Below are 14,674 nucleotides of genomic sequence, written 5' to 3'. Positions count from 1 at the left end.
TCCGGCCGGGCGCCGCCCGGCGCCGGGGCCGGCGGAGGCCCTCCGTGCTCGCGGCCCGTCGAGCGCGGGTGCCCCACCCGCAGCCCGGCGCCTCGCGGAACTCCCCAGTCCGGCACCGCTCGTGGAAACCGCCCCGGTCGTCCGGGAGGACCTTGGGCTCAGCACCCGGGCCCCTCCGACTCCCGTGCGCGTACCGTCAACGCCTTCCGGCGATCAGTGGAGTCATCCTCCTCCGGGCGGCGCCGAGCATCCGCCGCGCCCTGCGCACCAGCTTCCGTACGGCACCGGGGCGCGGAATCGGCACCACCAGCACCCCGCCCCCACCGGTGCGGAGCGCGAACGGCAGCCCTTCGAAGCGCGGTTCGGCGGCGTCCGGGTCCAGACAGAGCGCCACTCGCCACATTCCCCGGGGGAGCCCCGGGGGCAGCGCCGCCTCCAGCCGCGACCCCGGCCGTTGCGGCTCGTCGGTCAGCGTGCCCGGCGCGTACAGGGTCCGGCCGCCGGACGAGAACCGCAGCCGCACCCCGGTGCCGTCGGCGGCGTGCAGCGGCACCCGGACGCGCAGCCGCGCCCCCGAGACCGTCACGTCCGACCGCCGCACCCGGCCGAGGCCGAGCCGACCGCCCCGGACGGCGACGTCCAGGGAGAGGTTGCCGTGCGGCTCCGTCCAGTACGGCAGGAACGCCCGGCCCGCGGCGACGCCCGCGTACGGCTCCGGGAGGTCGGCGCGCGGGGCCGGGCCCAGCCGGCACTCCTTGGTCCAGCCGCCGAGCCTGACCCGTACGACGGCGTCCCAGGTCCCGTCACCGGGGAGCGTGCCCGGGTCGACCCCGGCGGTCGCACGCAGCACCAGCCGCACCCGTTCGCCGTCGTCGACGGGCACCGTCTCCCGGGTGAACTCCACGGGCTGGAAGTACTGGGCGGAGCTGGCCCGTTCACGCAGCAGCAGATCCGCCGTGGCCTGGTCGAAGCGGGCCGCGGTCTGAGCACCGACCCACGCCACCGCCTCCTCCACGTTCTTCGGCGCGTCGGTCAGCGGAGCAGGGGCGGCATCGGCGGGGAACGTCATCGGCACGCCCGCGGAGACGTACTCGGCGGTGAAGCCGAGACACAGCGAACCGCCCTCCCACTCCACGCCCGTGGGCGCGGCCACCGGCGCGAGCCCGGCCTCCCACTCGGCGAAGGCCACCACGTCGTCGTACCGGTCCGCCGCCGTCAGCGAGGCGACCACCTGCTGCGTCGGCTGCAGTCCGGCCGCGACGGCCGGCCCGAACCGCTCGACGACCACCTGGTGGATCTCCGCGAACAACTCCCTGCGGTAGTCGTCCGGCAGCCCCAGCAGCCGCCGGGCCCGCAGCCGCTCCACCATCTCCACCCGCAGCCAGCGACGGAACAGCCTGTCGCGCACCGGACCGGGCTCGGTGTACCGCTCGACCACGTCGAGCGCCTCGCGGAGGTTCTTGAAGTAGCCCGCCGGGTCGAAGCGCTGGAAACCGGCGTTCGAGGCGTCGTCGCGTCTGATGTGGTAGTAGCAGACGTAGTCGCTGAGCACGGAGACGTTGGCCGCCCGCAGATACGCCTCCGCGACGAAGACGTGGTCCTCCAGGCGCCGCCGCCCCTCCGGGAAACGCAGCCCGATGTCGTCGAGGAACGCCCGGCGGAACATCTTGTGCGGGGTGAGACTGTCGATCAGCGGCGCGTTCCTCACCGTGGCGCGCGGATGGTTGCGGCGGAACAACTCCACCGGCACACCGCGGTTCTTGCCGGCCATCTTGCCGACGACCACATCCGCGCCGTTGGCCACGCCGTAGGCGTACATCCGCTCCAGGGCCTCGTCGCCCAGGTAGTCGTCGTTGTCGACGAACATCACGAACTCGCCCCGGGCGGCGTCGATCCCGACGTTGCGCGGCTTGCCGGACCAGCCGGAGTTCTCCTGGTGGATCACCCGCATCCGGGGGTCCTCGGCGGCCAGCCGGTCGAGCCGTGCCGGAGTCCCGTCGGTGGAGCCGTCGTCGACGAAGATCGCCTCGTAGGAGTCGGGCGGCAGCGACTGCCGTTGCAGGGAGGAGACGCAGTCCTCGATGTAGATCCCCGGGTTGTAGACGGGAATGATGACACTGACCTTGACCGGCATGTGGATTTGTGGCCCTTCGGGTCGCTTGCCGTTGAACGGGCGACTTCTTCCGTGTTGCCCGATCGTAACTCCGTGGCCACCGTGGTCCCGCCTTCCCGACGCCGTCGAGACCGTGCCGTGATCAACCCTCAGGGGCGGCGCCGATCGGCTTGCCCGAGCGCCCACTTGGGCGTGGCGGCACCGCCGCGCCGGGCGCTGCCCGGAGCAGGCCCTAGGGTGCTGACTGTGCGACTGCTTCTGATGTCCGACACCCACCTGCCCGTGCGGGCGAAGCGGCTGCCCGCGCCCCTGCTCGACGAACTGCCGCGGGTCGACGTCGTGTTCCACGCGGGGGACTGGGTCGACACGGCCACGCTCGACCTGCTCGAGAGCCGCAGCCGCCGGCTCGTCGCCGTGTACGGGAACAACGACGGGCCCGAACTGCGCGCCCGTCTGCCGGAGATCGCGTACGCCGAACTCGGCGGCCTGCGTTTCGGCGTGGTCCACGAGACGGGACCCGCGAGGGGCCGGGAGGCCCGGTGCGCCGCACGCTTTCCCGGCCTGGACGTACTGGTCTTCGGACACAGCCACATCCCGTGGGACTCCACCGCCGCCACGGGACTGCGTCTGCTCAACCCGGGATCACCGACGGACCGCCGCCGCCAACCCCACCACACCTATCTCACCGGCACGCTCACCGACGGCCGGCTCGGCGATCTGGAACTGCACCGGCTGCCACCACGCCGGTGACGCCGGCTTCCGGAACATCCGCATCGGTCGGGCACGCCCGTGACCGGGGCCCGACGGGCCGGGCCGCTTCGCTTCGGTGGAAGCGGCCCGGTCGCTGCGAGTAGTTGCTCTGTCACGGACCTCCTTCCCGCGATCGGAGGTGATACGAGCCCCACTACCCACCCCGGCCGGGTTAACACACCCTTTTCGTCTCATTTGTCGGATTCGGTGTCGGCTGCGGCGGATCACTCGTCCCAGGCCTGGATCATCGTCTGCTCGGTGATCTTGCCGTCCCGCAGCGAGATCATCGACTCCGAGAGCACCCGTACCCCGTCGGGGTACACGCAGCTCTCGCTGTACGCGGCATGATCGCCCTGGACGACGCACCGCTCCAGCCGGTGCGTCATGTCACGGCTGTACACGTCGTCGAACATGACGGCGATCTCGTCCCGACCGTGCAGGACCTTCGGGTTGCTGGGCTGGGTGTTGCGGTCCACGATGCGCAGTTCGGCGTCGTCCGCGTACAGCGAGACCATGGGTGCCGAGGTCTGCGCCTCGATGCCCCGGCGCAGTGTGTCGGTACCGAAACCGGCTTCTGCCGAGGTTGTCATGACGGCCTCCTTGGAGGGGCCCGGACCGGTCCCGGGCGGGCCCACCGGACCTCTCCTACGAGACTCCTCCGGCCCGGTGGGCGCCGCAAGCCCGGCCCGCGCGCGACACGCCGCCGGAAGGGCTCACCCGCTCGTCGCCAGGAACTGCGTCGCCGCCAGCTCCGCGTACAGCGGATCGGCGGTCACCAGCTCACGGTGGGTCCCCACCGCGCGGACCCGGCCGGCGTCCATCACCACGATCCGGTCGGCCATCGTCACCGTCGACAGCCGGTGCGCGACGACCAGCACCGTCGTCGTACGGGCCACGTCGGCGACGGTGTCGCGCAGCGCCGCCTCGTTCACCGCGTCGAGCTGCGAGGTGGCCTCGTCGAGCAGCAGCAGCCGAGGGCCGCGCAGCAGCGCGCGGGCGATGGCGACCCGCTGGCGTTCCCCGCCGGACAGCTTGGTGCCGCGATGTCCGACCAGAGTGTCGAGCCCGTCCGGGAGCCTGGCCACCAGCCCGCCGAGCCGGGTCGTCTTCACCACCCGCGCCACGGCGTCGTCGCCCGCCTCCGGGTTCCCGAGCAGCAGGTTGTCGCGGAGGGAGCCCGACAGCACCGGAGCGTCCTGCTCCACATAGCCGATCGAGGACCGCAGCTCCGACAGCTCCCAGTCGGCCAGATCGCGTCCGTCGAGCGTGATCACGCCCGCGTCGGGATCGTAGAAGCGTTCGATGAGGGAGAAGACGGTGGTCTTGCCCGCGCCGGAGGGGCCCACGAACGCGGTCATGCCCTGAGCGGGCACGGTGAACGTCACCCCGTGGTGGACGTACGGCAGGTCGTCAGCGTAACGGAACCGCACGTCCTCGAAGGCGAGTGCGGCGGGAGCGGTGCCCGGCGCCGGCAGGGGCGCGGCACCGGCCGCCGGCTCGGCGGGCAGCCGCAGTGCCTCCTGGATGCGCGCCAGCGCGGCGCTGCCCGTCTGGTACTGCGTGATCGCGGCGACGACACTCTGGATCGGCGCCATGAGATAGAAGACGAACAGCAGGAACGCCACCAGCGTGCCGATGTCGATGGCGTCCGTCGCCACCCGCGCGCCGCCCACCGCGAGCACCGTGATGAACGCGACCTGCATCGCGAGCCCGGCCGTGTTGCCCGCCGCGGCCGACCACCTGGCGGCGCGTACGCTCTGCCGCCACGACTCCTCGGCGGCCTCGTGCAACGCGCGCTCCTCCCGCGGCTCGGCTCCGGACGCCTTCACCGTGCGCAGCGCGCCCAGGACCCGCTCCAGCGAGGCACCCATCACGCCGACCGCGTCCTGCGCCCTCCGACTGGCCCGGCTGATGTGGGGCACGATCACGCCGAGTATCGTCCCCGCGCCCACGATCACGGCGAGGGTGACCGCCAGCAGCACGGGGTCGACGAAGCCCATCAGCACGATGGTCGCGATCAGCGTGAGGCCGCCCGTGCCGAGGCCCACCAGTGAGTCGGTGGTGACCTCGCGCAGCAGTGTGGTGTCGGAGGTGATGCGGGCCATCAGGTCGCCGGGCTCGCTGCGGTCCACGGCCGTGATGCGCAGCCGCAGCAGGTACGAGGACAGCGAGCGCCGCGCCCCGAGCACCACCGACTCCGCGGTGCGCCGCAGCACGTACGACCCCAGCGCGCCCAGTACGGCGTTGGCGACGACGAGCACCGACATCAGCAGCAGCGCGCCGGTGATGGCCCGGTCGGCCGACAGGTCGTCGATCAGCTCCCGGGCGACCAGCGGCAGCATCAGCCCGGTCGCCCCCGTCAGCAGGGACAGCGCGGCCCCGCCCAGCAGGGCCCACCGGTGCGGTCGTACGTATCCGAGGAGCGTCCGCCAGGCGGGCGGACCGGTCTTCTGCGCTGCGATGCTCACGTCGCTCCCTGGGCGTCGGACGGAAGGCTCAGGCTACGTCGCAGGGGCCGGGCCGTGGCAGGGCGGGCGGACCCGCACGGGCGCCGCGACCTGCCACGGAGGCCATCGGCCGAGTCACCCGAAGGTCGCGTAGGGTCTTCAGGGGGACGTACACCGGAAGATGAAGGAGCCAGCACCATGGCGCAGGAAGTGCGCGGCGTGATCGCACCGGGCAAGGACGAGCCGGTACGCATCGAGACGATCGTCGTACCCGACCCGGGGCCGGGCGAGGCGGTCGTCCGCATCCAGGCCTGCGGTGTGTGCCACACCGACCTCCACTACAAGCAGGGCGGCATCAGCGACGACTACCCCTTCCTGCTCGGCCACGAGGCCGCGGGAGTGGTGGAGTCGGTGGGCGACGACGTCACCGACGTCGCCCCCGGTGACTTCGTGATCCTCAACTGGCGTGCGGTGTGCGGCACGTGCCGGGCCTGTCTGCGCGGACGCCCCTGGTACTGCTTCGACACGCACAACGCCAAGCAGAAGATGACCCTCGCCTCGACGGGCCAGGAACTCTCCCCGGCCCTGGGCATCGGAGCCTTCGCCGAGAAGACCCTCGTCGCCGCCGGGCAGTGCACCAAGGTCGACCCCGAGGTCGCCCCGGAGGTCGCCGGCCTGCTGGGCTGCGGAGTGATGGCCGGCATCGGCGCCGCGATCAACACCGGCAACGTCGGCCGCGGTGACTCCGTCGCCGTCATCGGCTGCGGCGGAGTCGGTGACGCGGCCATCGCCGGGTCCCGGCTCGCCGGAGCGGCGAAGATCATCGCCGTCGACATCGACGACCGCAAGCTGGAGACCGCCCGCTCCATGGGCGCCACCCACACCGTCAACTCCCGTACGTCCGACCCCGTCGAGGCGATCCGCGGACTCACCGGCGGCTTCGGCGCCGACGTCGTCATCGAGGCCGTCGGCCGCCCCGAGACGTACCAGCAGGCCTTCTACGCCCGCGACCTGGCCGGCACGGTCGTCCTCGTCGGCGTTCCCACCCCGGAGATGAAGCTCGAACTGCCGCTCCTCGACGTGTTCGGCCGCGGCGGCTCCCTGAAGTCGTCCTGGTACGGCGACTGCCTGCCCTCCCGGGACTTCCCGATGCTCATCGACCTGCACCAGCAGGGCCGCCTGGACCTCGGCGCGTTCGTCACCGAGACCATCCGACTCGACGAGGTGGAGAAGGCCTTCGAGCGGATGCACAAGGGCGACGTCCTGCGCTCGGTGGTGGTGCTCTGATGGCCGCCCGCATCGAACACCTCGTCACCTCGGGTCAGTTCAGCCTCGACGGCGGCACCTGGGACGTCGACAACAACGTGTGGATCGTCGGCGACGACCACGAGGTGATCGTCATCGACGCCGCGCACGACGCCGACGCCATCGCCGAGGCGGTGGGCGACCGCCGGCTGAAGGCGATCGTGTGCACCCACGCGCACAACGACCACATCGACGCCGCTCCCGCCCTCGCCGAGCGCACCGGGGCCAAGATCTGGCTGCACCACGACGACCTGCCGCTGTGGAGGCAGACCCACCCCGACCGCGACCCCGACTCCTGGCTGGTCGACGGCCAGGTGATCGAGGCGGCCGGCGCCGACCTCACGGTGCTGCACACCCCCGGGCACGCGCCGGGCGCGGTCTGCCTGTACGACCCGGGGCTGGCCACCGTGTTCACCGGAGACACCCTCTTCCAGGGCGGCCCCGGCGCCACCGGCCGTTCGTTCTCCCACTTCCCGACGATCATCGACTCGATCCGGGACCGGCTGCTGACGCTCCCGCCGGAGACCCAGGTCCGCACCGGCCACGGCGACTCGACCACCATCGGCGCGGAGGCGCCGCATCTCGAGGAGTGGATCGCCCGCGGCCACTGACGCCCCCGGCCCCGGCTCCGGCCCCGGCGCGTCGCGGAAGACGCGCCGGGAAACCGGAAACCGGGAAACCGGAAAAGGTGACAGAGGATGTCCGGCTTACCCGTCACCCTCGTAGCGACAGCAGATCGCTGGTGACGGGAGGCCGGACATGCCGGGACAGTGGGCAGCATCGTTGAAGGACAAGGTGGCGCTGGTCGCCGGGGCGACCCGGGGCGCCGGACGGGGCATCGCCGTCGAACTGGGCGCGGCGGGGGCCACCGTCTACGTCACCGGACGCAGCACCCGCGAGCGGCGCTCCGAGTACGACCGCCCCGAGACCATCGAGGACACCGCCGAGCTGGTCACCGAGGCCGGCGGCCGGGGCGTCGCCGTCCCCACCGACCACCTGGACCCCGCTCAGGTCAAGGCCCTCGTCGACCGCGTCGCCGACGAGCAGGGCCGCCTCGACGTCCTCGTCAACGACATCTGGGGCGGCGAGCACCTCTTCGCATGGGACGCCCCCGTCTGGGAGCACGACCTCGACAAGGGGCTGCGCCTGCTCCGGCTCGCGGTGGAGACCCACGCCATCACCAGCCACCACGCCCTGCCACTGCTGCTGAATCGCCCCGGCGGGCTGGTCGTCGAGGTCACCGACGGCACCGCGGACTACAACCGAGACACCTACCGCGTCTCCTTCTTCTACGACCTGGCCAAGACGTCCGTCCTGCGCATGGCCTTCGCCCTCGGCCACGAACTCGGTCCGCGCGGCGCCACCGCGGTCGCGCTCACCCCGGGCTGGCTCCGCTCCGAGATCATGCTCGACGAGTTCGGCGTACGGGAGGACAACTGGCAGGACGCCCTGCCCCGCGTCCCCCACTTCGCCATCTCGGAGACCCCGCGCTACGTGGGCCGGGCCGTCACCGCCCTCGCCGCCGACCCGCGGGTGTCCCGCTTCAACGGCACCTCCCTCTCCAGCGGCGGCCTCGCCCGGGAGTACGGCTTCACCGACCTCGACGGCAGCCGCCCGGACGCCTGGCGTTACCTGGTGGAGGTCCAGGACCCGGGCAAGCCGGCGGACACCACCGGCTACCGCTGACGTCCCGCCCCTCCCCGGGTGATCGTCCGGCGCAGTAGCGTTCCCGCATGACGACCGACACAGGGCGCTTCGCGGGATACGGCATTCTGATCACGGGCGCGGCCCGCGGCATCGGGGCGGCGACCGCCCTGCGGTTCGCACGGGAGGGGGCGCGTGTCCTGGTCGCCGACGTGGACGGCGCCGAGGCCGGGCGCACCGCGTCGGCGCTCCGCGAGCGAGGCCTGTCGGCCGAGGGCATCACCTGCGACGTGGCGGAGCGCACATCGGTCGAGGCAGCCGTGGCGCATGCCGTGGACACCTTCGGCTCACTCGACGTCCTGGTCAACAACGCCGCCCACTGCACACCGGAGGCCCCCCTCTTCGAGGACGAGCCGGACCAGGCCTGGGCCCGCGACCTCGACATCACCCTCACCGGCGCGTACCGCTGCTGCCGCGCCGCGCTCCCGCATCTCGCCGCCGGCGGCCGGGGTGCCGTCGTCACCATCGGTTCCGTCAACGGCATCCAGGACTTCGGCAACCACGGTTACAGTGCGGCCAAGGCTGGTCTGGCCTCCCTCACCCGCACCCTCGCCGGTCACGCCGGGCCCCGGGGCGTGCGGGTCAACCTCGTCGCTCCGGGCACGGTGCGCACCAGGGCGTGGGAGGGCCGGGCCGACGGCCTCGCGGCCCTCGCGGCGGTGCGCGGGCTCTACCCGCTGGGCCGGGTGGGCGAACCGGAGGACATCGCGGCCGCCGTGGCCTTCCTCGCCTCCCGCGACGCGTCGTGGATCACCGGCACCACCCTGGTGGTCGACGGCGGTGTCACGGCGGTCAACTCGGGGTTCCGACAGGCGCTGGCGGGGCCGGAGAGCTGAGCCGGCCACCCGTTACGACGGGAAGGTGCCGGCGAGGCCCGGTGCGGTGGCGGGCCGCTGGGCCCGTTCGGGCAGCAGACCGGTGACGTGGGTGTCGCCGACGCCGGGGTGCGCCTGGAACACGGTGCCGTAACGGCCCCCGTTCTGTGCGCACTTGTCCGATGCCGACCCCTTCACGCAAGCCGTCGGGAGAAGCCGGGCGGGGGCGGGCCGCGAAGGGGCGGACGGCGGTCCGGGATGTGAACTCGCCCACGTTGCACGGCAGATGGACGTGATCAGTGACACTGTCCGGTACGTCCGGTATGCCGGGCCCGCTCGTCGTTACTCACGCGGCTTTCACATCCAGGGGTCGTATGCTTCACAGCATGTCCACCACTCTTGAACCCTCCTCCGAGCGATCGGCTGCCGAGGTCAACGAGGAGATTCGGGCCCTGTGGCTCCGGTCGGGCGGGACACTGAGCGGCGAGCAGCGCGCGGAGTACCAGCGTCTCGTCCAGGAGTGGGCCTCGGCCCTTCCGCAGCGGGCCGAGGCGGCCTGAGCGCCGCACGGGCCCGCTGCCCCTCGCCTCCGTTCCTCCTCCCTCGGACGGGGCCTAGCCCCACGTCGCCGAGTAGTGGCGCCGGTACGCCTTGCGGTCCTGCTCCGTGCGGATCCAGCGGGTCGCCACCAGGGCCACCAGACTGCCCCCGATGACCAGCGTGCCGGGGCCTGCCGCACGCGGGTCGGCCAGGCGGGACAGCACGCCCGACGCGGCGTCCTGTGTCGCCGAGGAGCCCGGTGACGCGGCGTCCGGCGCCACCGCACCCTGCGTCGCCGGCGGAGCCGCCGTGCCCGCGCCCTCGCCGGCCTTCGGGGCCACGATGAGATCCACCTTGAGCTGCGACAACGCCTTCGTGACCGGCTGGAAGAACGTTGTACCGCCCGCCTGCCGGCAGTCGCCGCTGCCGCCCGACGTCACACCGAGCGCGATGCCCTCGGAGAACATCGGACCGCCGCTGTCACCGGGTTCGGCGCACACATTGCTCTCGATGAGGCCGCTGACCGTGCCCTCCGGGTAGTTCACCGTCGCGTTGAGCGCGGTCACCTCCCCGTCGCGCAGCCCGCTGGTGCTGCCGCTGCGGAAGATCCGCTGGCCGATCTCGGGGTCTCCCACCCCCGTGATCCGCACGCCCCGTCCGTCGCCGATCGCCACCACGCCCGCGCCCTCGCCCGCCCGGCCGCCGTCGTACTCGATCAGGGAGTAGTCGTCGCCGGGGAAGCTGCCGCCGACCGTGGTCCCGACCTGCTGCCTGCCCTGGTCGTCGGCGAACCAGACGGATCCGTCGGGGCCGCAGTGCCCCGCCGTGAGGATGAAGTCACGTTTGCCGTCGGTCACGTTGAAGCCCGCGGAGCAGCGCCCGGCGGTCGACAGGATGGGCACCGCCCCGTTGAGCAGGGTGGTGAAGGTGCCCCCGGTGCGCTCCATGCGGACGAATCCGCCCACCTCCTCCGCGACCCGGGTCAGGTCGGACCAGTCGTCCGCGGACACCGTGCTGTCGCCGCGGACCACGACCTCGTTGGACCGGTAGTCCATGGACCACGACGTTCCGGGCACGCGCGGTGCCGAACGAAGAGTCTGCGTGGCCGACTTCAGGGCGCTCATGCTGTGGCGCACCATCTTCGGTTCGGCGCCGGCCTTCCGCACCTCGGCCGCCGCCTTCTCGTCGGTGACCGCGACGACCGTCCGCCCGTCGGCGTCGATCCAACTGCCCGCCGTGCGGGAGGCGCCGAGCCGGGAGACGAGCTCGGAGCCGGGGCCGGCGGCCTCCTCGGCGGCGTAGGGAACCGTGTCCGGCTCCGGTGGCTCACTTGCGACGGCACGGGTCACCATCGTTCCTCCGAGGAGGAGTCCGCCGACGGCTGCCAGCCGTGTCACTCGCCGGACGACCCGTCGTCGTGCGTGCCTCATGCATGACTCCCGAACCAGAACAACGCGGTGCGAACACCGCGGGGCCTCCCCTGAGTCGAGTGCCCTCTCTCCATACGCGCGCGGGCCCCGTCGTGTTCACCGCCGACGTGATCCGAAAACACGCGGCCGCGCCGGCCGGTGCGTGCCGGCCGGACAGGCCCCGGGCGGGAGGGTGCGGGCAGGCTCTAGACTGCCGGGTATGGGCGACACATCGTGGGAGCGGCTCGGAGCGGGAAAGTACCTGCTGGTCACCAGCCACCGGCGCAACGGAACGCCGGTGGCCACCCCGGTATGGGTGGTGCGGGACGGGGACGCGCTCGGGGTCTGGACCGTCGCCGACTCCTGGAAGGTGAAGCGCATCCGCGCCCGCGCCGACGTCCTGGTCGGCCCCTGTGACATACGGGGCAACCCGACCGGCGACCAGCTCCCGGCCACCGCGGAGATCTGCGACCGGGCCACCACCGCCCGCTATCGCGAGCTGATCGCCCGCAAGTACGGTCTGACGGGGCGGCTGACCCTGCTCGGCAGCCGTCTGCGCCGGGGCCGGGACGGCACCGTCGGAATCCGCATCACCCCGACTGCCTGAAGGGCTCCGAACGGTGGCCGGTGGGACGGCCGGCGGGGTGTCAGGTCCAGGCCCGGTAGGGCTCGTCGACCAACTGGAAGACCGGTTCGCCCCGTACGGGGTCCTTGGCCGTGGACAGCCGCACCCGGTCGCCGCCGTGGATACCGATGGGCGGGCCCATGACCCGGCCGCGCACGACGAAGCCCTCGGCCATCTCGATCAGGGACACGTTCCGGGCCGCCGGCGTGTTGCGGTGCACCACCGTGGAGTGGCGGACCATTCCGACGCCCGTGCTGCGCTCCGTGCGCAGCTCGCTGCCCCGGCAGACGGGGCACAGCAACCGCTGGTACACGGCGGTGCCGCACCAGGTGCACCGCTGGAAGGTCATGGCCTCGATGGAGGCGGAGGCACCGCTTTGGGGTTCGAGCAGACCCGTCACGGAGCCGGCTGCCTGCTGAGCCACGTTTCCTGAGTGGTGATACACGCTGGTCAACTCCCTGCACTCGGCCGGAAATCCCGCGTGCACGGTCGTCCGGCACGCCCGTGCCCGGTCCGTCTCACCACCGAGCACGGCCACAGAGTATGGCACTCAGTGCCACCCGTAAAGGCACTCGGTACCACAATCTCTCCATGCGGACGGATCCGGTATGCCCGGGGTCGTACCGGAGACCAGACGCCGTTCATATGATCAGGGCGCCGTCGTCCCCGAGGAGTCCCGCATGGCATCCGCGCGCCCCCGCCTCCGAGCCCGCCCCCGTCTCCTGTACGTCACCGACCTGGCCTACCCGGCCCGTGGGCGCCGCTACGGCGACGAGGACGTCTTCCTCACCTCCCGGCTGCGCGAGGACTTCGACCTGGCGTTGTGTCACCCGCGGGACGCCGCCGCGCTGCTGGACGCCTTCGACGCCGTCGTGGTCCGCAACAGCGGTCCCGTGCTGTCGTACCCGGACGCCCACCGGGCCTTCCGGGAACGGGCCACGGCGACCGGTACGCCGGTCTACAACCCGCTCACCGGCCGGGGCGACATGGCCGGCAAGCGGTACCTGCTCGAACTGAGCGCCGCCGGCCGCCCGGTGATCCCCACCGTCGACCGGACGGAGGACCTCGACCGGCTGCCCGCGGCGGACCGCTACGTGGTCAAACCCCGGCTCGGCGCCGACTCCATGGGGCTGCACATCGTCGACCGGGACGCCGTGGACGGCCTCGTCGACGGCAGCGTACTGGTCCAGCCGTACATCGACTTCGCCTACGAGGTCTCCTTCTACTTCGTCGACCACGACTTCCAGTACGCCCTGTACGCTCCGCGCGCCGATCAGCGCTGGCAGTTGGAGCCCTACCGGGCCGGCCCGGGCGATCTGGAGTTCGCCCGGCGGTTCATCGAATGGAACACCCTCGACCACGGCATCCAGCGGGTCGACGCCTGCCGCGCCCCGGACGGCGAGCTGCTGCTGGTCGAGCTGGAGGACCTCAACCCGTACCTGTCCCTCGACGCCCTGGACGAGGAGTCCCGGGACACGTTCGTGTCCGCCGTGACGGCCTCCCTGCACCGTTTTCTGCGCGCCACGGGCTGAACCTCCGCCGCTCGCCCCCCGTATCCCTCCCCGTGGGCGGATCCGCCCTCGTGCGGAACGGAAGGAGAGCGGCATGCCGACGCCGTCCGACCCAGGGCCGTCGCACGACGGCCCGCCCCTGGAACCCGTCCGCGTCCTGCGCCCACGCCGCACGGACGCGCTCGCGGAGATGTTCCGGGAGTTCGAACGGGAGAGGCTCGGGGAGTACGAGTCCGTCACCCTGCCCCGGCCGCCGACCGGGGCGGAGGAGGAGACACAGGAACTCCCGCCGGTCGCCCCCGAGCCGGCCGGCCGGCCGCCGGCCCCCGCGCCCGGACCGGCGGCGCGGCGTACCGCTGTGGCGGTCGCCGTGGCCGCGGCGGCGGTGCTCGGGTTCGGCGGCGCGGTGCTGCTCCTCGGCCTTCTCGGCGACCACACCGACGACCGTGCCGCCGCTGCCCCTCGCCCCTCCGCGAGCCCTCCGGTGAGCGCGCCCGCCGCACCGCCCGAGCCGGGCCCGGCGCGTCCCGGATTCCTCAGCGAGGGCGATGCCGGGCCCGAGGTGACCGAACTCCAGGAACGGCTCCTGCGCATCCCGGACGTCTACCGCGACGGTGCCACCAGCGGCCGGTACGACGCCACCCTGACGGCGGCCGTCGCCCGTTTCCAGCTCTGGTACGGCATCCAGGGCGACGAGACCGGCGTCTACGGAGACGACACCCGCCTCGCGCTGGAGTCCCGTACGGGGTGACGCAGGGCGCCGGCCCCGCACGTCCCGTCGTGGTCAGCGGCCCGCTTCCAGCAGGGCCCGGGTGACCGCGCGCACGCTGCGCGCGATGTGCTGCAACTGCATGACCTCGGCCGCGTACAGCTTGATCGTGTGCTCGATGGCTCCTTCGTGCAGGCCCAGCCGGGGCAGATCGGCCCGTGCGGTCTGCAGGGCGGTGCGTGCCACCCGGATCTCGTGCTCGACCTGGATCTGGGCGTGCCGGGCCAGCAGGACGGGGTGCCGGAGGAACGCGGGGTAGCTCGCGTAGCGCGCCGGTACCAGCTCGCGCAGCCACTTGGCCGCCGAGCGTTCCCAGTCGTAGCTGCCGGGTGCCTTGACCTGGCAGGGCCAGTCCGGGCTGCTGAGGCGCGTGGACGTCACGGTCATGATCATCGCTCCGGGTGTGCGGCGTCGTAGGGATGCACGACGGGGTGGGGCGGCCTTGAGCCAGAGGAAGGCCGGGGGTCGCCACGGGCGTCCGGGCAGGGGCTGCCCGGACGCCCTCTGGCCGTCGGAGCGGGTGGGGCCCGGCCGGCCACGGGTGTTCGGGGCGTGGATCGCGGTCCGGAGCGGACGCGTCACGACCCGGGAGCAGTATTTATATATGCCATCTACTTTGCAAGGCGTATGAAAACATTCATGCGTGCTTCAAAGGGATGACTCGCTTGCCGGCCGCGCACGTCCGT

The 14,674-nt window shown here is 72.4% G+C and carries 16 protein-coding genes; 9 read left to right on the top strand and 7 right to left on the bottom strand.

All coding sequences use genetic code 11. The annotated features are described in order from the left end of the window. Window positions 1-196 precede the first annotated feature (196 nt). Complete coding sequence (locus PYS65_RS01340; protein ID WP_279331834.1) at window positions 197-2,134, bottom strand: glycosyltransferase family 2 protein; 1,938 nt, start codon at window positions 2,132-2,134, stop codon at window positions 197-199. Window positions 2,135-2,359: 225 nt separating this feature from the next. Here PYS65_RS01340 and PYS65_RS01335 point away from each other — a divergent pair, with 225 nt between their 5' ends. Then, a complete protein-coding gene (locus tag PYS65_RS01335; protein ID WP_279331833.1) occupies window positions 2,360-2,863 on the top strand; it encodes a metallophosphoesterase family protein in 504 nt (167 codons plus the stop codon). Between the two features lie 224 nt (window positions 2,864-3,087). Here the strand turns inward: PYS65_RS01335 and PYS65_RS01330 are convergent, their stop codons facing one another. Then, window positions 3,088-3,453 (bottom strand): nuclear transport factor 2 family protein, encoded by a 366-nt coding sequence (locus PYS65_RS01330; RefSeq protein WP_279331832.1) that lies wholly within the window; start codon window positions 3,451-3,453, stop codon window positions 3,088-3,090. A 123-nt stretch (window positions 3,454-3,576) separates the two neighbouring features. Beyond that, the gene (locus tag PYS65_RS01325; protein ID WP_279331831.1) at window positions 3,577-5,331 is read right to left on the bottom strand and encodes an ABC transporter ATP-binding protein; all 1,755 of its coding nucleotides are present in this window, start codon (window positions 5,329-5,331) and stop codon (window positions 3,577-3,579) included. 177 nt (window positions 5,332-5,508) lie between these two features. Here PYS65_RS01325 and PYS65_RS01320 point away from each other — a divergent pair, with 177 nt between their 5' ends. The 4 genes from PYS65_RS01320 to PYS65_RS01305 all read left to right on the top strand — a co-directional run bounded on the left by PYS65_RS01320 (window position 5,509) and on the right by PYS65_RS01305 (window position 9,155). Beyond that, window positions 5,509-6,597: an S-(hydroxymethyl)mycothiol dehydrogenase gene (locus tag PYS65_RS01320; protein ID WP_279331830.1), complete on the top strand. Its 1,089-nt coding sequence runs from the start codon at window positions 5,509-5,511 to the stop codon at window positions 6,595-6,597. Beyond that, window positions 6,597-7,226 carry an MBL fold metallo-hydrolase gene (locus tag PYS65_RS01315; RefSeq protein ID WP_279331829.1) on the top strand — a complete coding sequence of 210 codons (630 nt, stop codon included), beginning with the start codon at window positions 6,597-6,599 and terminating at the stop codon, window positions 7,224-7,226. The genes PYS65_RS01320 and PYS65_RS01315 overlap by 1 nt, the downstream gene beginning before the upstream one ends. Window positions 7,227-7,374: 148 nt before the next feature. Beyond that, window positions 7,375-8,301, top strand: a complete 927-nt coding sequence (locus tag PYS65_RS01310) for an SDR family oxidoreductase (RefSeq protein ID WP_279331828.1) — start codon at window positions 7,375-7,377, stop codon at window positions 8,299-8,301. Between the two features lie 47 nt (window positions 8,302-8,348). Then, a complete protein-coding gene (locus PYS65_RS01305) occupies window positions 8,349-9,155 on the top strand; it encodes an SDR family NAD(P)-dependent oxidoreductase (protein WP_279331827.1) in 807 nt (268 codons plus the stop codon). Window positions 9,156-9,167: 12 nt separating this feature from the next. Here the strand turns inward: PYS65_RS01305 and PYS65_RS01300 are convergent, their stop codons facing one another. Beyond that, window positions 9,168-9,332 carry a hypothetical protein gene (locus PYS65_RS01300; protein WP_279338165.1) on the bottom strand — a complete coding sequence of 55 codons (165 nt, stop codon included), beginning with the start codon at window positions 9,330-9,332 and terminating at the stop codon, window positions 9,168-9,170. A 176-nt stretch (window positions 9,333-9,508) separates the two neighbouring features. On the opposite strand from PYS65_RS01300, the gene PYS65_RS01295 reads away from it, so the two are divergent. Then, complete coding sequence (locus PYS65_RS01295) at window positions 9,509-9,694, top strand: hypothetical protein (RefSeq protein WP_279331826.1); 186 nt, start codon at window positions 9,509-9,511, stop codon at window positions 9,692-9,694. Between the two features lie 54 nt (window positions 9,695-9,748). Here the strand turns inward: PYS65_RS01295 and PYS65_RS01290 are convergent, their stop codons facing one another. Next, window positions 9,749-11,104 carry a S1 family peptidase gene (locus tag PYS65_RS01290; RefSeq protein ID WP_279331825.1) on the bottom strand — a complete coding sequence of 452 codons (1,356 nt, stop codon included), beginning with the start codon at window positions 11,102-11,104 and terminating at the stop codon, window positions 9,749-9,751. Between the two features lie 199 nt (window positions 11,105-11,303). On the opposite strand from PYS65_RS01290, the gene PYS65_RS01285 reads away from it, so the two are divergent. Further along, window positions 11,304-11,690: a PPOX class F420-dependent oxidoreductase gene (locus PYS65_RS01285; protein WP_279331824.1), complete on the top strand. Its 387-nt coding sequence runs from the start codon at window positions 11,304-11,306 to the stop codon at window positions 11,688-11,690. Window positions 11,691-11,730: 40 nt separating this feature from the next. Here PYS65_RS01285 and PYS65_RS01280 read toward each other — a convergent pair whose 3' ends face one another. Then, complete coding sequence (locus PYS65_RS01280; protein WP_279331823.1) at window positions 11,731-12,153, bottom strand: Zn-ribbon domain-containing OB-fold protein; 423 nt, start codon at window positions 12,151-12,153, stop codon at window positions 11,731-11,733. A 235-nt stretch (window positions 12,154-12,388) separates the two neighbouring features. On the opposite strand from PYS65_RS01280, the gene PYS65_RS01275 reads away from it, so the two are divergent. Together PYS65_RS01275 and PYS65_RS01270 are read left to right on the top strand one after the other, a co-directional pair. Further along, window positions 12,389-13,240: an ATP-grasp domain-containing protein gene (locus PYS65_RS01275; RefSeq protein WP_279331822.1), complete on the top strand. Its 852-nt coding sequence runs from the start codon at window positions 12,389-12,391 to the stop codon at window positions 13,238-13,240. Between the two features lie 73 nt (window positions 13,241-13,313). Then, window positions 13,314-13,970, top strand: coding sequence for a peptidoglycan-binding domain-containing protein (locus tag PYS65_RS01270; protein ID WP_279331821.1), 657 nt, complete (start codon window positions 13,314-13,316; stop codon window positions 13,968-13,970). A 33-nt stretch (window positions 13,971-14,003) separates the two neighbouring features. On the opposite strand, the gene PYS65_RS01265 is transcribed toward PYS65_RS01270, so the two are convergent. Next, window positions 14,004-14,381, bottom strand: coding sequence for a hypothetical protein (locus PYS65_RS01265; protein ID WP_279331820.1), 378 nt, complete (start codon window positions 14,379-14,381; stop codon window positions 14,004-14,006). Window positions 14,382-14,674 lie beyond the last annotated feature (293 nt).

Source organism: Streptomyces cathayae (genome assembly GCF_029760955.1).
GTDB classification, from domain to species: Bacteria; Actinomycetota; Actinomycetes; order Streptomycetales; family Streptomycetaceae; genus Streptomyces; species Streptomyces cathayae.
The sequence above is the reverse complement of the archived record's forward strand: the minus strand, read 5'-3'. Positions and strand labels throughout refer to the sequence as shown.